This window comes from Salmonella sp. 32082101201600294FB01SM01 (assembly GCF_017572865.1).
GTDB classification, from domain to species: domain Bacteria; phylum Pseudomonadota; class Gammaproteobacteria; order Enterobacterales; family Enterobacteriaceae; genus Salmonella; species Salmonella enterica.
This window is the reverse complement of the sequence record NZ_JAGESB010000004.1, coordinates 129,760-149,686: the sequence shown is the minus strand read 5'-3', so window position 1 is coordinate 149,686 and position 19,927 is coordinate 129,760. Positions and strand designations below refer to the sequence as shown.

The 19,927-nt window shown below is 53.2% G+C and carries 21 protein-coding genes; 14 read left to right on the top strand and 7 right to left on the bottom strand.

Translation table 11 applies throughout. The features are described from left to right. Positions 1 to 47: 47 nt before the first annotated feature. On the bottom strand, positions 48 to 989 hold the full coding sequence (locus J4645_RS17185; protein ID WP_000377772.1) for a formate/nitrite transporter family protein: 942 nt from the start codon (positions 987 to 989) through the stop codon (positions 48 to 50). A gap of 288 nt (positions 990 to 1,277) precedes the next feature. On the opposite strand from J4645_RS17185, the gene mlaA reads away from it, so the two are divergent. After that, the gene (mlaA, locus tag J4645_RS17180; protein WP_000776787.1) at positions 1,278 to 2,033 is read left to right on the top strand and encodes a phospholipid-binding lipoprotein MlaA; all 756 of its coding nucleotides are present in this window, start codon (positions 1,278 to 1,280) and stop codon (positions 2,031 to 2,033) included. A 60-nt stretch (positions 2,034 to 2,093) separates the two neighbouring features. Here mlaA and fadL read toward each other — a convergent pair whose 3' ends face one another. After that, positions 2,094 to 3,401, bottom strand: a complete 1,308-nt coding sequence (gene fadL, locus J4645_RS17175; protein ID WP_001549822.1) for a long-chain fatty acid transporter FadL — start codon at positions 3,399 to 3,401, stop codon at positions 2,094 to 2,096. Between the two features lie 370 nt (positions 3,402 to 3,771). On the opposite strand from fadL, the gene J4645_RS17170 reads away from it, so the two are divergent. From J4645_RS17170 to sixA, 4 genes are all read left to right on the top strand, one after another. Next, positions 3,772 to 4,056: a YfcZ/YiiS family protein gene (locus J4645_RS17170; RefSeq protein ID WP_000030904.1), complete on the top strand. Its 285-nt coding sequence runs from the start codon at positions 3,772 to 3,774 to the stop codon at positions 4,054 to 4,056. Positions 4,057 to 4,232: 176 nt separating this feature from the next. Continuing rightward, the gene (gene fadI, locus J4645_RS17165) at positions 4,233 to 5,543 is read left to right on the top strand and encodes an acetyl-CoA C-acyltransferase FadI (RefSeq protein ID WP_001248130.1); all 1,311 of its coding nucleotides are present in this window, start codon (positions 4,233 to 4,235) and stop codon (positions 5,541 to 5,543) included. Continuing rightward, a complete protein-coding gene (gene fadJ, locus J4645_RS17160) occupies positions 5,543 to 7,681 on the top strand; it encodes a fatty acid oxidation complex subunit alpha FadJ (RefSeq protein ID WP_023215007.1) in 2,139 nt (712 codons plus the stop codon). The genes fadI and fadJ overlap by 1 nt, the downstream gene beginning before the upstream one ends. A 217-nt stretch (positions 7,682 to 7,898) precedes the next feature. Continuing rightward, the gene (gene sixA, locus J4645_RS17155; RefSeq protein WP_001195805.1) at positions 7,899 to 8,384 is read left to right on the top strand and encodes a phosphohistidine phosphatase SixA; all 486 of its coding nucleotides are present in this window, start codon (positions 7,899 to 7,901) and stop codon (positions 8,382 to 8,384) included. 99 nt (positions 8,385 to 8,483) lie between these two features. Here sixA and smrB read toward each other — a convergent pair whose 3' ends face one another. Beyond that, complete coding sequence (gene smrB / locus J4645_RS17150) at positions 8,484 to 9,035, bottom strand: endonuclease SmrB (protein WP_023215006.1); 552 nt, start codon at positions 9,033 to 9,035, stop codon at positions 8,484 to 8,486. Positions 9,036 to 9,200: 165 nt separating this feature from the next. On the opposite strand from smrB, the gene prmB reads away from it, so the two are divergent. Genes prmB through J4645_RS17120 form a run of 6 tightly spaced genes read left to right on the top strand, consistent with a single transcriptional unit; the run spans position 9,201 to position 13,747 of the window. After that, positions 9,201 to 10,133: a 50S ribosomal protein L3 N(5)-glutamine methyltransferase gene (prmB, locus tag J4645_RS17145; protein ID WP_023215005.1), complete on the top strand. Its 933-nt coding sequence runs from the start codon at positions 9,201 to 9,203 to the stop codon at positions 10,131 to 10,133. A 35-nt stretch (positions 10,134 to 10,168) separates the two neighbouring features. Further along, a complete protein-coding gene (gene aroC, locus J4645_RS17140; RefSeq protein WP_000918457.1) occupies positions 10,169 to 11,254 on the top strand; it encodes a chorismate synthase in 1,086 nt (361 codons plus the stop codon). 3 nt (positions 11,255 to 11,257) lie between these two features. Continuing rightward, positions 11,258 to 12,082 carry a penicillin-insensitive murein endopeptidase gene (gene mepA / locus J4645_RS17135; protein WP_023215004.1) on the top strand — a complete coding sequence of 275 codons (825 nt, stop codon included), beginning with the start codon at positions 11,258 to 11,260 and terminating at the stop codon, positions 12,080 to 12,082. Next, positions 12,082 to 12,891 carry a sulfite exporter TauE/SafE family protein gene (locus J4645_RS17130; protein ID WP_000368599.1) on the top strand — a complete coding sequence of 270 codons (810 nt, stop codon included), beginning with the start codon at positions 12,082 to 12,084 and terminating at the stop codon, positions 12,889 to 12,891. Before mepA ends, J4645_RS17130 begins: the two co-directional genes overlap by 1 nt. Beyond that, a complete protein-coding gene (locus J4645_RS17125) occupies positions 12,891 to 13,439 on the top strand; it encodes an elongation factor P hydroxylase (RefSeq protein ID WP_001089211.1) in 549 nt (182 codons plus the stop codon). The genes J4645_RS17130 and J4645_RS17125 overlap by 1 nt, the downstream gene beginning before the upstream one ends. A 32-nt stretch (positions 13,440 to 13,471) precedes the next feature. Continuing rightward, a complete protein-coding gene (locus J4645_RS17120) occupies positions 13,472 to 13,747 on the top strand; it encodes a YfcL family protein (protein ID WP_023215003.1) in 276 nt (91 codons plus the stop codon). A 51-nt stretch (positions 13,748 to 13,798) separates the two neighbouring features. Here J4645_RS17120 and mnmC read toward each other — a convergent pair whose 3' ends face one another. Then, positions 13,799 to 15,799, bottom strand: coding sequence for a bifunctional tRNA (5-methylaminomethyl-2-thiouridine)(34)-methyltransferase MnmD/FAD-dependent 5-carboxymethylaminomethyl-2-thiouridine(34) oxidoreductase MnmC (gene mnmC, locus J4645_RS17115; RefSeq protein WP_023215002.1), 2,001 nt, complete (start codon positions 15,797 to 15,799; stop codon positions 13,799 to 13,801). A 159-nt stretch (positions 15,800 to 15,958) separates the two neighbouring features. Here mnmC and fabB point away from each other — a divergent pair, with 159 nt between their 5' ends. Both fabB and J4645_RS17105 read left to right on the top strand, forming a co-directional pair. Beyond that, positions 15,959 to 17,173: a beta-ketoacyl-ACP synthase I gene (gene fabB, locus J4645_RS17110; RefSeq protein ID WP_000817161.1), complete on the top strand. Its 1,215-nt coding sequence runs from the start codon at positions 15,959 to 15,961 to the stop codon at positions 17,171 to 17,173. A 97-nt stretch (positions 17,174 to 17,270) separates the two neighbouring features. Continuing rightward, positions 17,271 to 17,927 (top strand): type II CAAX endopeptidase family protein, encoded by a 657-nt coding sequence (locus J4645_RS17105; RefSeq protein ID WP_023215001.1) that lies wholly within the window; start codon positions 17,271 to 17,273, stop codon positions 17,925 to 17,927. Positions 17,928 to 17,993: 66 nt separating this feature from the next. Here J4645_RS17105 and J4645_RS17100 read toward each other — a convergent pair whose 3' ends face one another. From J4645_RS17100 to J4645_RS17090, 3 genes are all read right to left on the bottom strand, one after another. After that, the gene (locus J4645_RS17100; RefSeq protein WP_000847534.1) at positions 17,994 to 18,512 is read right to left on the bottom strand and encodes a YbjP/YqhG family protein; all 519 of its coding nucleotides are present in this window, start codon (positions 18,510 to 18,512) and stop codon (positions 17,994 to 17,996) included. Next, positions 18,512 to 18,880 carry a hypothetical protein gene (locus J4645_RS17095; protein WP_023215000.1) on the bottom strand — a complete coding sequence of 123 codons (369 nt, stop codon included), beginning with the start codon at positions 18,878 to 18,880 and terminating at the stop codon, positions 18,512 to 18,514. Before J4645_RS17095 ends, J4645_RS17100 begins: the two co-directional genes overlap by 1 nt. Positions 18,881 to 19,048: 168 nt before the next feature. Then, positions 19,049 to 19,297 (bottom strand): transcriptional regulator, encoded by a 249-nt coding sequence (locus tag J4645_RS17090; protein ID WP_000433429.1) that lies wholly within the window; start codon positions 19,295 to 19,297, stop codon positions 19,049 to 19,051. Positions 19,298 to 19,469: 172 nt separating this feature from the next. Between J4645_RS17090 and J4645_RS17085 the strand changes: the two genes are divergently transcribed. Continuing rightward, a complete protein-coding gene (locus J4645_RS17085) occupies positions 19,470 to 19,844 on the top strand; it encodes a hypothetical protein (RefSeq protein ID WP_001051266.1) in 375 nt (124 codons plus the stop codon). The last annotated feature ends 83 nt before the right edge of the window (positions 19,845 to 19,927 follow it).

The following is a 19,927-nucleotide window of genomic DNA, read 5'->3' as shown; positions in this document are numbered from 1 at the left end:
TCGCCGGAGTAAGTGTAGCGCCGCCTGACTGGTTAAACCGTCGCCACTCAGCGCTGTTTTTCCGCTTTTTTCCGCTCCCGTTCCAGGCGCTCGCCGCGTAGCCTCGCTTCTTCCTTACGCTTATTGCTCATATCGTTGCGGATCTGCGCGTGGCTCATCAATGCGAAAATAAAGGTGCCGCCGCAGATATTTCCGGCAAGTGTGGGAAGGGCGAAGGGCCAGAGAAAGTCGCTCCAGGGCAGCGTGCCGTTGAAAACCAAATACAAAATTTCAACGGAACCGACGACAATATGGGTGGTATCGCCCAGCGCGATAAGCCAGGTCATCAAAATAATGACCACAATTTTTGCCCCGCCTGCAGCAGGAAACATCCATACCATTGTGGCGATGATCCAGCCAGAGATAATCGCGTTGGCAAACATCTCCGTTGGGCTATTTTTCATGACCTCCATACCAATTTTGACAAAGGCGTCGCGGGTCTCTTCATCAAATATAGGCATATATTCAAATGCCCACGCCGCAACCCCGGTGCCAATAAGGTTGCCCAATAAGACTACGCCCCATAAGCGCATCAGCAGGCCAACGTTACTCAGAGTGGGATTTTGCATTACCGGCAATACGGCAGTAACGGTATTTTCAGTAAATAATTGCTGGCGGGCCATGATGACAATGATAAAACCAAAGGTGTAGCCGAGATTTTCCAGTAAAAAGCCGCCGGGAACGCCTTCAAGCTGCACGTGGAAAATCCCTTTCGCCAGGAGTGATGCCCCCATAGAAAGTCCTGCGGCAATGGCTGACCAGAGCAAAGCCATCGCATCGCGTTCCATCTCTTTTTCACCATCCTGGCGAATATGTTCATGAATCGCCATGGCGCGGGAGGGAAGACGATCTTCATCCACTTCAATCTCTTTACCGCTTTGTTTTTCTTCGCTTTCAACTTCCAGGTCACTGCTGTGCCGGTTAATTTTATCGTCGTTAAGGCTATCCATGATGATCCCTGCTGATTAACACATATTAATAAAGCGTAGCGGTTTTTCATTTACCCAGGCCGGGGCATTCTCCGAAAAAATAAAAATGATCACGCTCGTTTTTATCTGTTTCGTTAGAATGGGGCCGTCACGTTGTTGCGTTACCAGGCTATGCTCAGAGCAATGAGATCGCGCATATAGACATCGTTTGACGTGCTGTTAAAATCGCTCACACCTAAACAGGCGGATACGGTAGCGTTCCGTCATGGATGGCAATCAGCGATAGCCATAATTCACAGGGAGACATCTATGAAGCTTCGCCTGTCGGCGCTGGCGCTGGGAACCACACTGCTGGTCGGGTGTGCGAGTTCCGGTACAGAACAGCAGGGGCGTTCAGACCCATTTGAAGGGTTTAACCGCACCATGTACAACTTCAACTTTAATGTGCTGGACCCGTATGTTGTTCGGCCGGTCGCGGTCGCCTGGCGTGATTATGTTCCACAGCCTGCGCGTAACGGTTTAAGTAATTTCACCGGCAACCTCGAAGAACCGGCGATCATGGTGAACTATTTCCTGCAGGGCGATCCTTATCAGGGTATGGTGCATTTCACCCGTTTCTTCCTGAACACCTTATTAGGGATGGGCGGCTTTATTGACGTCGCGGGAATGGCGAATCCTAAGCTGCAGCGCGTTGAACCGCATCGCTTTGGCAGTACGCTGGGCCATTATGGCGTGGGGTATGGGCCTTATATGCAACTTCCGTTCTACGGCAGCTTCACGCTGCGTGAAGATGGCGGGGATATGGCGGATACCTTGTATCCGGTGCTCTCGTGGTTGACCTGGCCAATGTCCATAGGAAAATGGACTATCGAAGGGATAGAAACTCGCGCGCAGTTGCTGGACTCCGATGGTTTGCTGCGCCAGTCTTCCGATCCTTATATTATGGTGCGCGAGGCGTACTTCCAGCGTCATGACTTTATCGCCAATGGCGGAAAACTCAAGCCGCAGGAAAACCCGAACGCGCAGGCGATTCAGGACGAACTCAAAGAGATCGACTCGGAATAAACGGCAGTAAATAAAAAGGTGAGCGCAATGCTCACCTTTTTGATCCGCTTCAGAAAGAGATTAGAACGCGTAGTTAAAGTTAGTACCGAACAGCCAGGCTTTCCCTTCAGATTCAAACTGATAAGGGCCTTCATTAATTTTCACGCTCTGACCATGCATATAAGAGACGCCAACGTCGACAGACGCATCTTTATTAAAGGCGTAAGTCGTACCGGCGCTCAGCCAGAAACGGTCCTGGTCCGGAATAGAGATAGAACGGTTTTGCGCTGGTACCGGGCTGTCATCGAAGGCGATACCGGTACGGAACGTCCAGTTGTCATCGTAGTAATAGGTGGTACCCAACGCAATGCGATAAGCGTCTTTAAAGCCTTCATGCTTCTCAAAGAGCGTATCGCCGGCGGTCGATTTTGCCTTCAATTCCTGGAACTGACTCCAGCTGGTATAGGCCAGGCTATAGTGGATGGCCCACTGTGGCGCCACACGGTTATAACCGGACACTTCCCACATTTCCGGCAGATTCAGCGTCAGGTAGCCTGACTGCGTCGCGCCGCCGGTTGCCGTTGGGATGGGCAGATTAAATTGGTTTATAGCGATGGGAAGATCGCTACTGTAGTTGCCTTTAAAGTCAATTTTGACTTCCGAGCGGTAGGTCAGCGCGTAGCGGTTATTTTTATCCAGTTCATAAAGGATCCCGGCATTCCAGCCAAAGCCCCACTGATTACCGTTCAGGTGGGCAATCTTGGTATCGCTGGGAATCCGACCCGCGACCGGCGCCAGCGCCGGATTCTGTGCCGCGACCAACTGGCCTAAATCGCCCGCAAAACGTTCGATTTTCGCGCGCGCGTATACCGCATCAAAGCCAAGGCCGAAGCTCCAGGCCTCATTTAAGCGATAAGCGCCGCTTAAATTCAGGTTCATGGTTTCAAGATCGGTCGTACCGCCAACCGAGCCGCCGGCGTATGTGTCGTTAAACTCTGTCGCCAGACCATAGTTAGAGGTAATAGAAGCTCCCCAGCCAAACTGATCGTTAATCGGGGCGACAAAATGGACGTTCGGCACCCAGGCCGTCGGCGCGATGTTATCCGCATCTAACGTCCGACGAGATGGCGATGTCCCGCTAATATTAACATCAGGATCAATATAAACCGCGCCCGCTGAAAACGTCGGGCGGTCAAACATAGTAATTAACGCCGGGTTACGGCTAACGTTACCCGCATCATCTGCGATTGCGCCTTCACCCGAATAGGCCCGGCCAAGGCCAGAGGAAGAAAATTCGTTTAACTGAAAGCCTGCAGACCAGGCTTGGGTGGAGATGATTGCCACTGCGACTGCGAGAGCAGACTTTGTAAACAGGGTTTTCTGGCTCATGACCATAACCTCATTGATTATTTTTATACAAACTATGTTACATGCTGTAACAGGAGCGCGAAGTGTAGGGTCTGCGGTACGACTTAGAAATCAGACCAGTGGCGAGAGTATAGGTCTGACCAGCTAGAATGTTGCAAGTATGTTTATAAGTTTTTTCAATTGTGATCTTAGAAACGAGATCTGGCTGGCAAAATCGGCGGGCTTAACGGTCACCCGATCGCGTGATTTTTGTTTTAGATCATTTTTAAGTGTGATTTCGGTCACTTAACGCGTTTCCCACCATTAACGACTGGAGAGGCGAATGCCGGGAGCGTAAAATATCCCCATCGTTTATCTGGCACCCTGGGTGCAAATACAGAGGAAATCTACAATGAGTAAATGCAGTGCTGATGAAACCCCGGTTTGCTGCTGTATGGACGTTGGAACCATCATGGACAACTCCGATTGCACCGCGTCATACAGCCGCGTATTCGCTACCCGCGCAGAGGCTGAAGAGACGCTGGCGGCGTTAACCGAAAAAGCGCGTAGCGTGGAGTCTGAACCTTGCCAAATTACGCCAACCTTTACCGAGGAATCCGAAGGCGTTCGTCTGGATATTGATTTTGTTTTCGCCTGCGAAGCAGAAACGCTGATCTTCCAGCTCGGCCTGCGTTAATCCGTTCATTCACGACGCCTCCGTCATCATCTGGCGGAGGCGTTTTCTTTTTTTGTCGCTTCCCTTCACTGTGCCTTAGCTCCCACTTTCTTTTCTCTCTGCTTGGCTAAATGTAAAAAATTGGTTAAGACTGTGATCAGGTCAGACCACTAATTTATTTTTTACAGGGGAGTACTATGCGTCAGGCTTTACCGTTGGTCACCCGCCAGGGCGATCGCATTGCTATTGTCAGTGGGTTACGAACCCCCTTCGCTCGTCAGGCCACTGCATTTCATGGTATTCCCGCTGTTGATCTCGGCAAGATGGTGGTAGGCGAGCTGCTGGCGCGCAGTGAAATTCCAGCCGATGCCATTGAGCAACTGGTTTTTGGTCAGGTAGTACAAATGCCGGAAGCGCCCAACATTGCGCGCGAAATTGTGCTGGGTACGGGGATGAATGTTCATACCGATGCCTATAGCGTAAGCCGCGCCTGCGCCACCAGTTTTCAGGCGGTAGCGAATGTGGCGGAAAGCCTGATGGCCGGCACGATACGCGCGGGTATCGCTGGCGGCGCAGATTCGTCGTCGGTACTGCCAATAGGCGTGAGTAAAGCCCTGGCGCGGGTACTGGTTGATGTCAATAAAGCCCGGACGACCCGCCAACGGCTGACGCTTTTTTCTCGTCTGCGCTTACGCGACCTGCTGCCCGTTCCTCCCGCCGTTGCTGAGTATTCCACCGGTCTGCGCATGGGCGATACCGCCGAACAGATGGCGAAAACGTATGGTATTACGCGTGAACAGCAGGACGCGCTGGCGCATCGTTCACATCAGCGCGCCGCGCAGGCATGGGCGGAGGGCAAACTGGCGGAAGAAGTGATGACGACCTATGTGCCGCCGTATAAAAACCCCTTTGCAGAAGACAACAACATTCGCGGCACCTCCACGCTGGCGGACTACGCTAAACTGCGTCCGGCTTTTGACAGAAAACATGGCTCCGTGACCGCCGCCAATAGTACACCGCTGACCGACGGCGCTGCCGCCGTTATTCTGATGACCGAATCCCGCGCTAAAGAGCTGGGGCTGCACCCGCTTGGTTATCTGCGCAGCTACGCCTTTACCGCTATTGATGTCTGGCAGGACATGCTATTGGGGCCGGCCTGGTCAACGCCGCTGGCGCTGGAACGGGCCGGGTTGACGATGGCCGATCTGACGCTTTTCGACATGCATGAAGCGTTTGCCGCTCAGACTCTGGCGAACTTACAACTGCTGGGCAGCGAACGATTTGCCCGTGAGGTGCTTGGTCGTGCGCAGGCGACAGGGGAGGTGGATGACGCTAAATTCAACGTGCTTGGCGGCTCAATCGCCTACGGGCATCCTTTTGCCGCAACGGGCGCGCGGATGATAACCCAAACGTTGCATGAATTACGGCGTCGGGGCGGAGGTTTTGGCTTGGTCACGGCCTGCGCGGCTGGCGGTCTTGGCGCGGCGATGGTTCTGGAGGCGGAATAATGACTACCACATCAGCTTTTATACTTAACGTGCGTCTGGATAATGTCGCGGTTGTCGCTATTGATGTCCCTGGAGAAAAGGTGAACACCCTGAAAGCGGAGTTTGCCGCGCAGGTACGCGCCATCCTGAAGCAGATCCGGGAAAATAAAGCGTTGCAGGGCGTTGTTTTTATCTCAGCCAAAGCAGATAACTTTATTGCTGGCGCTGATATCAACATGATAGGTCACTGCCAAAATGCGCAGGAAGCGGAAACGCTGGCGCGTCAGGGGCAACAACTGATGGCGGAGATCCAGGCGTTGCCTGTTCCGGTTATCGCCGCCATTCATGGCGCCTGTCTGGGGGGCGGCCTTGAAATGGCGCTGGCCTGCCATCGACGTATCTGTACCGACGACGTTAAAACTATTCTCGGACTGCCGGAGGTACAGTTAGGGCTTTTACCGGGATCGGGCGGAACGCAGCGTCTTCCGCGGCTGGTGGGGGTCAGTACCGCGCTGGATATGATCCTGACAGGTAAACAGCTTCGCGCCAGACAGGCGCTTAAAGCCGGGCTGGTTGATGATGTGGTGCCGCAAACTATTTTACTGGAAGCGGCTGTCGAGCTGGCTAAAAAAGAACGCCTGGCGCAACGGACATTACCGGTCCGGGAACGTATCCTGGCGGGGCCGCTGGGGCGCGCGCTGTTATTTCGCCTGGTGCGTAAAAAGACGGCGCAAAAAACGCAGGGTAATTATCCGGCGACGGAGCGGATCATTGATGTGATTGAAACCGGACTGGCGCAGGGCAGCAGTAGCGGCTATGACGCGGAAGCGCGCGCTTTCGGCGAGCTGGCGATGACGCCTCAATCGCAGGCGCTGCGTGCTATTTTCTTTGCCAGTACCGAGGTGAAAAAAGATCCCGGTAGCGATGCGCCGCCCGGCCCGCTGAACAGCGTGGGCATCTTAGGCGGCGGGTTAATGGGCGGCGGTATCGCCTGGGTTACGGCCTGTAAAGGCGGCTTGCCAGTACGAATTAAGGATATAAATACTCAGGGAATCAATCATGCTCTGAAGTACAGCTGGGATCTGCTTGAAACAAAAGTACGCCGCCGCCATATCAAAGCCAGCGAACGCGATAAACAATTGGCGTTGATATCAGGTTCGACAGATTATCGTGGTTTCAGTCATCGTGATCTGGTCATTGAAGCGGTGTTTGAAGATCTGCCGTTAAAACAACAGATGGTGGCGGAAGTGGAGCAAAATTGCGCTGCTCACACCATTTTTGCCTCCAATACTTCTTCCCTGCCGATTGGCGATATTGCGGCGAATGCGGCCAGACCGGATCAGGTGATTGGATTGCACTTTTTTAGCCCGGTCGAAAAAATGCCGCTGGTTGAGGTTATTCCTCATGCGTCTACTTCCGCGCAGACCATCGCCACGACCGTTAAGCTGGCGAAAAAACAGGGTAAAACCCCGATAGTCGTCAGTGATAAAGCCGGGTTTTATGTTAACCGAATTCTTGCGCCGTATATCAATGAGGCGATTCGGATGCTGACTGAAGGCGAACGCGTCGAACATATTGACGCCGCCCTGGTAAAATTTGGTTTTCCGGTGGGGCCAATCCAACTTTTGGATGAGGTAGGAATCGACACGGGCACTAAAATTATTCCTGTGCTTGAGGCGGCGTATGGAGAACGTTTTAGCGCGCCTGCAAATGTTGTCGCTTCAATTTTGAATGACGATCGCAAAGGTAGAAAAAATGGTCGCGGTTTCTATCTTTATGGCGAAAAAGGGCGTAAAAGCAAAAAACAGGTTGACCCTGCTATTTATAAGCTTATTGGCGGGCAAGGGCAGAGTCGATTGTCTGCGCAGCAGGTGGCAGAGCGCTGTGTCATGTTAATGCTTAACGAAGCGGCGCGCTGTTTCGACGAAAAAGTGATTCGCAGCGCGCGCGATGGCGATATCGGCGCCGTGTTTGGTATCGGTTTTCCGCCGTTTCTCGGTGGCCCGTTCCGCTATATGGATGCTCTCGGGCCGGGTGAAATGGTGGCGACATTACAGCGCCTGGCCGCACTTTACGGTCCTCGTTACGCGCCTTGTGAACAATTAGTGCGCATGGCGGAGCGCAGGGAGCATTTCTGGACGAATAGGGAAACTGACTAGGGAAATTGAGGTCAAAGAGAATATGAATCCGCACTGAATGCCTCCTTAGTGGCGAAATAATAATCAAGGATTGACTATACTTACGCCATTGAGGTAAAAAACAGCGTTTCATTCAGTGAATGGATAAGGCACAATGCCGGCCACCGCATTTTTGCCGCAGCCAATAGGGGCATGTGGTAAGCGTGTTGGTGAAACTGGTTAACAAAAGCGGTGCAATATGCAAGTTTTTATCATGCGTCACGGCGACGCAGCCCTCGATGCCGCCAGTGATTCGGTTCGTCCCTTGACCTCTTGTGGGTGTGACGAGTCTCGCCTGATGGCGAACTGGCTGAAAGGTCAAAAAGTGGATATCGAACGTGTTCTGGTGAGTCCGTTTCTTCGGGCCGAACAGACGTTAGATGTGGTCGGCGATTGTATGAATCTGCCGGCTCAGGTGGATGTCCTGCCGGAGCTAACGCCCTGTGGCGATGTCGGTCTGGTCAGCGCCTACCTCCAGGCGCTGGCTAATGAAGAGATCGGATCGGTGCTGGTGATCTCTCACTTACCTCTGGTCGGATACCTGGTATCTGAGCTTTGTCCGGGCGAAACGCCGCCGATGTTCACGACGTCCGCAATTGCCAACGTTACGCTTGATGAAAGCGGCAAGGGGACATTCAACTGGCAAATGAGTCCCTGCAATCTGAAAATGGCGAAAGCGATTTAATCTTTGCTGCCTGATGGCGCTTCGCTTATCAGGCCTACGACAGCGCTGGCTGTTCGTAGGCTGGATAAGCCGCTTGCGCCGCCATCCGGCAATTCCGCATCAGGTTAATTCGGGCGGTTGCCACTCTTCCACTTCAATCAACACCAGCAGCGCGGCGTCGCCGCCGTACTCTTTCGGCGCCTGATGAAAGGCCATCACATGCGGATGCTGCGCCAGCCATAACGGCGTTTGCTGTTTCAGAATATGTTTACCGTGTCCATGCATGACGCAGGCGCAAAAAATATGTTCCCGACGGCAGGCGGCAATCAGCGCCCCCAGTTCCTGCTTGGCCTGAAGCTGCGTTAAGCCGTGTAAATCCAGAAACAGTTCTGGCGAATAGTCGCCGCGGCGCATTTTTTTTAGCTCGAAATGGCTGACATCTTCACGGACATACTTTACCGGCCCTTCCGTATTGAGCAGCGGCTGGAACTCATCAGAAAAATAGTGGCTGGCGTCCGCCTGTTCCTGAATTAACCTTCGGGTAGGGACTTCCGTGATTTTCTTGCGCAGTGGCCGATGGACGATAGTATCCTGTTTAATCTTTCGGGTGCCGACCATCAGCTGACGGAACAGCGCCTGGTCCTCCTCGCTGAGCGATGTTTTCTTTTTCATTCGTGGGTCTCGTCTGATCTTTTGCCTTAGTTTACCCGACCCGGAGGATATCCGAACGGTCAAAACGGATTTTTCGTATTCTCCCGCCGCGTCAATGCTGATTTATCCCTGTCTTCGTGGCAAACTAGCCGCCGAATTTAATGCGAGCATGCCCTGGAGGAATACGTGGATAAAATTTTCGTCGATGAAGCAGTAAGTGAACTGCATACCATTCAGGACATGTTGCGCTGGGCGGTAAGCCGCTTTAGCGCGGCGAATATCTGGTATGGACACGGTACCGATAACCCGTGGGATGAAGCGGTACAACTGGTGTTGCCGTCTCTTTATTTGCCGCTGGATATTCCGGAAGATGTGCGGACCGCGCGGCTGACGTCCAGCGAAAAACACCGCATTGTCGAGCGAGTGATTCGTCGCATTAACGAGCGTATCCCGGTCGCCTACCTGACCAATAAAGCCTGGTTCTGCGGCCACGAATTTTATGTCGATGAGCGCGTGCTGGTGCCGCGTTCGCCGATTGGCGAGCTGATTAATAACCACTTCGCCGGCCTTATTAGTCAACAGCCGAAATATATTCTGGATATGTGTACCGGTAGCGGCTGCATCGCCATCGCCTGTGCTTATGCTTTCCCGGACGCAGAGGTTGATGCGGTCGATATTTCGCCGGATGCGCTGGCTGTCGCCGAGCATAACATTGAAGAACACGGTCTTATCCATCACGTGACGCCAATCCGTTCCGATCTGTTCCGCGATCTGCCGAAAGTTCAGTACGATCTGATTGTCACTAACCCGCCTTATGTCGATGCGGAGGATATGTCCGATCTGCCGAACGAATATCGCCACGAACCTGAGCTGGGGCTGGCGTCCGGCACTGACGGCCTCAAATTGACCCGTCGTATCCTGGGAAATGCGCCGGATTATCTGTCCGATGACGGCGTTCTGATTTGTGAAGTCGGAAACAGCATGGTACATCTGATGGAGCAGTATCCGGATGTGCCGTTCACCTGGCTGGAGTTTGACAACGGCGGCGATGGCGTCTTTATGTTGACCAAAGCGCAGTTGCTCGCGGCCCGTGAACATTTCAACATTTATAAAGATTAAAACACGCAAACGACAACAACGATAACGGAGCCGTGATGGCAGGAAACACAATTGGACAACTCTTTCGCGTAACCACTTTCGGCGAATCACACGGGCTGGCGCTTGGGTGTATCGTCGATGGCGTGCCGCCCGGCATCCCGTTAACGGAGGCCGATCTGCAGCACGATCTCGACAGACGCCGCCCCGGCACCTCGCGCTATACTACCCAGCGCCGCGAACCGGATCAGGTAAAAATTCTCTCCGGCGTGTTTGATGGCGTGACGACCGGCACCAGCATTGGCCTGCTGATTGAAAACACCGATCAGCGCTCGCAGGACTACAGCGCGATTAAAGATGTTTTTCGTCCGGGACACGCGGATTACACCTATGAGCAGAAATACGGCCTGCGCGATTACCGTGGCGGTGGACGTTCTTCCGCGCGTGAAACCGCGATGCGCGTAGCGGCAGGGGCGATTGCCAAGAAATACCTGGCGGAAAAGTTCGGCATCGAAATCCGCGGCTGCCTGACCCAGATGGGCGACATTCCGCTGGAGATTAAAGACTGGCGTCAGGTTGAGCTTAATCCGTTCTTTTGTCCCGATGCGGACAAACTTGACGCGCTGGACGAACTGATGCGCGCGCTGAAAAAAGAGGGCGACTCCATCGGCGCGAAAGTGACGGTGATGGCGAGCGGCGTGCCGGCAGGGCTTGGCGAACCGGTGTTTGACCGACTGGATGCGGACATCGCCCATGCGCTGATGAGCATCAATGCGGTGAAAGGCGTGGAGATCGGCGAAGGATTTAACGTGGTGGCGCTGCGCGGCAGCCAGAATCGCGATGAAATCACGGCGCAGGGTTTTCAGAGCAACCACGCTGGCGGCATCCTCGGTGGCATCAGTAGCGGGCAACACATTGTGGCGCATATGGCGCTGAAACCTACCTCCAGCATTACCGTGCCGGGACGTACGATCAACCGGATGGGTGAAGAAGTCGAGATGATCACCAAAGGGCGCCACGATCCGTGTGTGGGGATTCGCGCAGTGCCGATCGCAGAAGCCATGCTGGCGATCGTGCTGATGGATCACCTGCTGCGCCATCGGGCACAGAATGCGGATGTAAAGACAGAGATTCCACGCTGGTAAGAAATGAAAAAAACCGCGATTGCGCTGCTGGCATGGTTTGTCAGTAGCGCCAGCCTGGCGGCGACGCCGTGGCAGAAAATAACTCATCCTGTCCCCGGCGCAGCCCAGTCTATCGGTAGCTTTGCCAACGGATGCATCATTGGCGCCGACACGTTGCCGGTACAGTCCGATAATTATCAGGTGATGCGCACCGATCAGCGCCGTTATTTCGGCCACCCGGATCTGGTCATGTTTATCCAGCGGTTGAGTCATCAGGCGCAGCAACGGGGGCTCGGAACCGTCCTGATAGGCGACATGGGGATGCCTGCCGGAGGCCGCTTTAATGGCGGACACGCCAGTCATCAGACCGGGCTTGATGTGGATATTTTCTTGCAGTTGCCGAAAACGCGCTGGAGCCAGGCGCAGCTATTGCGCCCGCAGGCGTTAGATCTGGTGTCCCGCGACGGTAAACATGTTGTGCCGTCGCGCTGGTCGTCGGATATCGCCAGTCTGATCAAACTGGCGGCACAAGACAATGACGTCACCCGTATTTTCGTCAATCCGGCTATTAAACAACAGCTTTGCCTCGATGCCGGAAACGATCGTGACTGGCTACGTAAAGTACGCCCCTGGTTCCAGCATCGCGCGCATATGCACGTGCGTTTACGCTGCCCTGCCGACAGCCTGGAGTGCGAAGATCAACCTTTACCCCCGCCGGGTGATGGATGCGGCGCTGAACTGCAAAGCTGGTTCGAACCGCAAAAACCTGGCACCACAAAGCCTGAGAAGAAGACACCGCCGCCGTTGCCGCCTTCCTGCCAGGCGCTACTGGATGAGCATGTACTCTGATGGACAATTTTTATGATCTGTTTATGGTCTCCCCGCTGCTGCTGGTGGTGCTGTTTTTTGTCGCCGTACTGGCAGGATTTATCGATTCTATCGCCGGGGGCGGAGGGCTGCTCACTATCCCTGCGCTGATGGCCGCCGGGATGTCGCCGGCAAACGCGCTGGCGACCAATAAATTACAGGCGTGCGGCGGCTCCCTCTCGTCTTCGCTCTATTTTATTCGCCGTAAAGTGGTAAACCTGGCGGAGCAAAAGCTCAATATTCTGATGACGTTCATTGGCTCGATGAGCGGCGCGCTGCTGGTGCAGCACGTGCAGGCGGATATTTTGCGCCAGATCTTGCCCATCCTGGTGATTTTCATCGGCCTCTATTTTTTATTGATGCCGAAGCTGGGCGAGGAAGATCGCCAGCGTCGCCTGTATGGATTACCGTTCGCGCTGATAGCCGGGGGATGCGTCGGGTTTTACGACGGTTTTTTCGGGCCTGCCGCCGGGTCGTTTTACGCTCTGGCGTTTGTCACCTTATGTGGCTATAACCTGGCGAAATCCACGGCACATGCCAAAGTGCTTAACGCTACCTCCAACGTTGGCGGCCTGCTGTTATTTATCATCGGCGGCAAAGTGATCTGGGCGACGGGCTTCGTGATGCTGGTTGGTCAGTTTTTAGGGGCGCGAATGGGGTCGCGTCTGGTGTTGAGCAAAGGCCAAAAACTTATCAGACCGATGATCGTTATTGTCTCGGCGGTAATGAGCGCCAGGTTACTTTATGATAGCCACGGACAGGAGATCCTCCACTGGTTGGGGATGAATTAATGAACAGTACGCACCATTACGAACAGTTAATTGAGATTTTTAACGGCTGCTTTGCCGAAGAATTTAATACCCGTCTGATTAAAGGCGACGACGAACCGATCTATCTTCCTGCTGACGCGCAGGTACCGTACCACCGCATCGTCTTTGCGCATGGGTTTTACGCCAGCGCGCTGCATGAGATTTCTCACTGGTGTATCGCCGGTAAGGCGCGCCGCGAACTGGTTGACTTTGGTTACTGGTACTGCCCGGACGGACGCGACGCGCAGACCCAAAGTCAATTCGAAGACGTTGAGGTGAAGCCACAGGCTTTCGACTGGTTGTTTTGCGTGGCGGCGGGGTATCCCTTTAACGTCAGTTGCGACAATCTGGAAGGCGATATTGAGCCGGATCGCGTGGCGTTTCAGCGCCGGGTTCATGCGCAGGTAATGGCGTATCTGGAGCAGGGCATTCCTGAACGTCCGGCCCGCTTCATCAAAGCGCTACAGAATTACTATCACACGCCCGAACTTAAGGCGGAACAGTTCCCGTGGCCGGAAGCGCTTAATTAAAGCCAGCGCCACGTTTACAATGAGGAAAGAAGATGATCGCGGAGTTTGAATCACGCATTCTGGCATTAATTGACGATATGGTAGAGCACGCCAGCGACGATGAGCTTTTTGCCAGTGGATACCTGCGTGGCCACCTGACGTTAGCCATTGCCGAGCTGGAGAGCGGTGATGACCACTCCGTCGAGGCGGTCTATGCCAACGTTAGCCAAAGTCTGGAAAAAGCGATCGGCGCCGGTGAACTGTCGCCGCGCGATCAGGCGTTAGTCAAAGCCATGTGGAACAATTTATTCGACAAGGCAAAACAATAACGCCGAGGGCCGGAAGGCGACGCTTGCCGCCTTCCGCTATTGACTGGCCCATTACTTCACCGCTTTTCCCTTCAATAACTTTCTCACCCATAACCGATTCGGATTTAACGCCGCCAGCGTACCGGCATCCAGTGGAATCGGCTCGTTACTCATCTGCGCCGCCAGAATTTCTGCGCATAATGGCGCTGAGCACAAACCGCGCGATCCCAGCGCGCCGAGCATAAATAAACCCGGATACACAGGCGCAGACGCCGCCGACGTTTTATTATCGGCTAAATCGGCGTAATGCGTCAGCGTGGCGTGGTAATCCGGGACATTGCCCACCATCGGCAGATGATCGCGGGTGGCGCAACGCACGCCGCAACGGGCGCTGTTGCCGCTAACGTCAACCTCTGTGGCCCATTTCGCATCCGGAAAACAGTCAAGCAGACGCTGTCGGTTCTGACGCTGATCTTCTTCGCGCCAGACGGTGCTTTCGTCGCCCCGGTGATAGCTGGCGCCAATACAGTGCTGCTGATTATGCGGATTTTGCGGCGTCAGATAGCCGTCGTAGCATAACACCTGACGCAACGCCGAGAGGGCGGGGGTGGTGGGAATATGACTGACCTGCCCCCCGACGGCATACACCGGCAGCGGCCGGGTCTGATCAAAACGGTTAATCTGATGGCCGTTCGCCAGGACGACGGTCTCATGGCTGGCGGTTTCACCTGACGTAAAGCGCAGTTGCCAGCGCGACTCCTGCGCAACGAGCGACGTGAGCGTATGGCAAAAGCGCGTTTGTAAACCCTGTTCGGTCGCCAGTGCGATGACTGCGCGAGTTAATTGTTCCGGGCAAAGCCAGCCGCCTGCCGGATAGGTAATTCCTCCGCAGCGTGTCGTCACGCCAACCGCCTGTTCCGCCTCTTCGGCATTGAGCGCCGAGGCCAGTCCGGCGGGCAGCGCCAGGGACAGCATCTGGGCAATTTTCTGCTGGCTTTTCTCATCCCATCCGAGCTGCGTCACGCCGCACCAGTCATGATCAAAAGAGACGGGCAGGGCATCATACAGGCGACGGGCAAAGGTGAATGCGGTCGGGAAAAAGCGATTAATGGCGGCGTCATGTTTGCTAAGGAGCGGATAAAGCGCGCCCTGTCGATTACCGGAAGCGCCCTGGGCGGGCTGATCATCTGCGCAATAGAGCGTCACCTGCCAGCCGCGACGCAGTAACGCCAGTGATAACAGCGCGCTGGCGATGCCGCCGCCAATGATCGCCGTTTCACGTTTTTCGCTTCCGCTGCGGTAAAACCAGGGCGCGGAAAGGGTCGGCATGAGGTGTTGTTCCATCACTCCGCAAAGCATCTCGCGTTTACGTCCGAAGCCTTTGCGTTTTTGCATGGTAAAACCGGCTTCCTGTAATCCCCGACGAACGAAGCCCGCCGAGGTAAACGTCGCCAGCGTTGCGCCGGGCCGCGCCAGCCGCGCCATCGCGTTAAACAGGTTTGGCGTCCACATATCCGGATTTTTCGCCGGGGCAAAACCGTCGAGGAACCAGGCGTCGACTGTTTGATTCAGCGTGGCGTCCAGTTGGTCGGTCAATTCATTAATATCGCCAAACCACAAATCCAGCGTCACCCGACCCCGATCCAGCAATAGGCGGTGGCACCCCGGGAGCGGCAGCGGCCATTGCGCCTGCAGTTGCTCTGCCCAGGGCGCGAGCTCCGGCCAGTGTTGGTGCGCCAGCGCCAGATCGTCGCGCGTTAACGGGAATTTCTCAAAACTGATGAAATGTAGCCTTTGCAGCGTCGCTTGTGGGTGCGCAGAACGAAAGCTGTCAAACGCCTGCCACAGCGTCAGGAAGTTGAGTCCGGTGCCAAAACCGCTTTCCGCGACTATAAATAATGGATGTGAATGTACGGGAAATCGCTCCTCAAGACGATTGCCGCCAAGAAAAACGTAGCGTGTTTCTTCGAGTCCATTGTCATTAGAAAAATAGACATCATCAAAATCTCGGGAAACAGGTGTACCCTCAGCGTTAAATTCGAGTGTGGCGGGTTGTATGGCGTATTGTTTCACGTAAGTTACTCGTCTGACGGGCGGTATCGCGATCTTAACGATGTGTGCCTGATGGCGCAAATTTCCGTACTAAATGGCTGATCGGACTTGTTCGGCGTACAAGTGTACGCTATTGTGCCAATCGAAACTTAAAAATAGTGCGAATTACAGAGGTATTGAATGAAACGTGCAGTGATTACTGGCCTGGGCATCGTTTCCAGCATCGGTAATAACCAGCAGGAAGTCCTGGCATCTCTGCGTGAAGGACGTTCAGGGATCACTTTCTCTCAGGAGCTGAAGGACGCCGGCATGCGTAGCCAGGTATGGGGCAACGTAAAACTGGATACCACTGGCCTCATTGACCGCAAAGTCGTGCGCTTTATGAGCGACGCCTCCATTTATGCTTATCTGTCTATGGAGCAGGCAGTGGCCGACGCCGGTCTGGCGCCGGAAGTCTATCAGAATAACCCGCGTGTCGGCCTGATTGCAGGTTCCGGCGGCGGCTCCCCGAAATTCCAGGTCTTTGGCGCAGACGCCATGCGTAGCCCGCGTGGTCTGAAAGCCGTGGGCCCGTATGTGGTGACGAAAGCAATGGCATCCGGCGTTTCCGCCTGCCTCGCTACGCCGTTTAAAATTTATGGCGTGAACTACTCCATTAGCTCCGCTTGCGCGACCTCCGCACACTGTATCGGCAATGCGGTTGAACAGATCCAACTGGGCAAACAGGACATCGTTTTTGCTGGCGGCGGCGAAGAGCTGTGCTGGGAAATGGCCTGTGAGTTCGACGCGATGGGGGCATTGTCCACCAAATATAACGATACGCCTGAAAAAGCGTCCCGTACCTATGATGCGCACCGTGATGGGTTTGTCATCGCAGGCGGTGGCGGTATGGTTGTTGTCGAAGAGCTGGAACACGCTCTGGCGCGCGGCGCGCATATCTATGCGGAAATCGTCGGTTACGGCGCAACATCCGATGGCGCAGACATGGTTGCTCCGTCTGGTGAAGGCGCAGTACGTTGCATGCAGATGGCGATGCACGGCGTAGACACGCCGATCGACTACCTGAACTCTCACGGTACCTCTACTCCGGTAGGCGACGTGAAAGAACTCGGTGCAATCCGTGAAGTGTTTGGCGATAACAGCCCGGCTATCTCCGCGACCAAAGCGATGACCGGCCACTCGCTGGGTGCCGCAGGCGTGCAGGAAGCTATCTACTCTCTGCTGATGCTGGAGCACGGTTTTATCGCGCCGAGTATCAACATCGAAGAGCTGGATGAGCAGGCCGCGGGCCTGAACATCGTGACCGAAACGACCGAGCGTGAACTGACTACCGTAATGTCTAACAGCTTCGGTTTTGGCGGCACCAACGCCACGCTGGTGATGCGTAAGTTGTAAGCCTGACTATTACGTTGTAGTATCAATAATGAAACAGGTCGCTAATGCGACCTGTTTTTTCATTCAGGGAACAACAAATTATATGGATATTATATAAATGCCAACTAATACATTAGATAAAATTAGGCATAGTTTGAGTTGCGTGGCTGTTTTATTTGGTTTGCTTGGCATTTTTGTTTTTGCCTCATTTTCGCCTTCCTATGCCTGGCTTTATTTGGCAGGTCTGGCTGCGCCTTTTATATATAGTATTGTTTTTGTCTATGCGATTGCCGCCTGGAGTATTTATTCAAAGTATTATCCGTTTTTATCATTGGGCCGCTTATCATTTGTGGAATGTTTTGTTCCGGCGCTGGCCCTGGTGTGCCTTACCGTTCTCTACAATGCTTTTAGTGGCCCGGAACCCTGGATGGCCGAGTTATCAAGGCAATTTTTTCTTCATAAATTTCTTAACACGCTGGCGATGTGCTTTCTGGCTCCTGTGGCGGAGGAAATTATATTCAGAGGGTTTTTATTAAACAGCAGTATCGGTTGGGGTCGGTACTCAAGAGTTTCCGGTATTATTATTACCTCACTCGCTTTTGCATTTATGCATACACAATATCTCTTTGCGGTGACTTTTGTTTATCTGTTTGTTTTTTCATCGATATTATGCGTTGTTCGAATGAGAAGTCGTGGGCTAATGATACCGATAATACTTCATATTTTAAATAATGCCTGGGTTATTTTCGGCTTACTGTTTTCAGCGACGGAATAAGCGCCTGATGCAATAGGCGCTTTAACCTCTCCGGTACGAACAAGAGACCGATGGCGGTTCCCTTTTTTAATGCTTCTTATATTCCGGCGCGACTTTCGCTGACCAGGCCTCAGCTTGGGTGATGGCGCCTGCGTCATAAATCGGCTGTTCATAACCCTTATCAGCATCCCGAACGCGGTAAATTTTCCAGCGTCCCTCTTCCCAACGGGTATAAACTTCCAGGTGGATGGGCGTTGACTCTGTAGCCAACAGAACATCCACTTTTTCTCCGCCGAGGAAAGGGTGTGCCTTCCCAACCCGTAACTGTGGAATCCACTCTGGCGCATAGTCCTGCGCATACATAAAATAATCAGCCCCCACAATCTCCTGTTCATAAAGGGACTGTATTAGTGCCAGGCGATGAATAACCTCTTTAGCGACGTAACGTTGCATTAAGGCGGTGGTGTCGTCAGGGGGATTCACATCGTTCGTGAACGTCGTCATCCATGAGGTATAGAACTGCTTCACGGCCTGCGTACTGTCGTGATGAGGCGCAGAGCAACTACAAAGCAACAGGATAAGCGCGACAAGGGAGAACGTTTTCATTAATTCTTCCTGTAGATGGTATATGAGGGCCTGGCTGCCCGGTAGCCCGGGCCGGCCCACATATCGCGTTGTTTAAAATCTGAATACCACTCTGTGCCATCATATATCGCCATGTGACCGCTCGGGTTGCCGCCAGCGTAAGGTTGAATAATGATGACGTCACCCTCGTGCGGCATTTCATAGGTACCAATAGCGGTGAATCCGGCGCTTCTTAACATTGGGCCATAATCTTTCGCATGATATGTATGCCCCAGCGTGATACCGCCCGCCTGAATTGCCTTTCGGGTAAATTCCGCACACCGGCCTTGAGAATGAGAACCTGCATGCGTTTTGGCATAATTAACCGCCATTCTTTTATCCCAACTCATAATGATTCCTGTTAATAAAATACGTAATAGCAATGACGTAATGCTTTAACAGTATTTAATTCGGGAAGCATGACAAATAGTGCTATTACTATTTTCAATAGAATAAGTTTAAATATTTATTAATTGTTGAGATTGATAAGTTAGGGCCAATTTATTCAACATTAATTATTATTCTGCGGTATTGGCATCATTTTTTATTTGCATATCGCCATAGCGCGACGGCCAGATCTCCTGCGGCGTGATGCCAAGCGCGTCCGCAATAATCCGTTCGGCTCTCGGCCAGGAGCGGGTAAAGACATTGCGCAGTGAATCAGGTGATAAACCGGCCTGACGAGAAAGATCTCTGAGCGTAATACCTCTTTTTTCCAGTGCACTTTTAATATCTGCACGATGCCAGTCTTGGCTTTTTGGTTCCATTCTGTAATCCTAAGAAGATGTGTTATCGGCACCGATATTTTTAAAGTGAAAATTAGCGTGAGAAAAAGAAAGTTACTTTCTTTTTCACTCTAAGAATAGTGCCAGAAAGAAAGCAAAATTTCGCGCAAAAGAAGAAATATTTTTATTTCATCAGAGGAAAGGAAAGAAACCGATGGCAAAGGAATGGTTCACGGTTAAGGAATGTCTTGGCTTACCGGGGTTTCCGGGAAGCGAGCCTGCGGTTCGCGAACGTTTATATAAGTACAGCGAAGGGAAAGAGGGGGTCAGGCGTAAGCGTGTTAAATCAAAGGCCGAGGAGTTTCATATATCTGTTTTCCCTCTTTATGTTCATCGTTATCTGGACGACAGCGGAGAGGAACCGACGCCAGAACCCATTTCCTTACAGGAAGCGGAGCCTGAAGATATCTGGGAGATGATGTTCAGGTTACTGACGCCAGAACAGCGCAAGCAGGTGACCGGACGGTTTAAGGTGAGAGGGATGAAAGCGGTCTTTCCCTTTCTGTTTGATGACACGCCGCCGCGTTGATACCCTGGCTGCAATTTCAAGGTTGACAAGTTTCGCGTCTCACAGGCAGACTTCACTCTCTACATTATCCTTCCGATAATGCG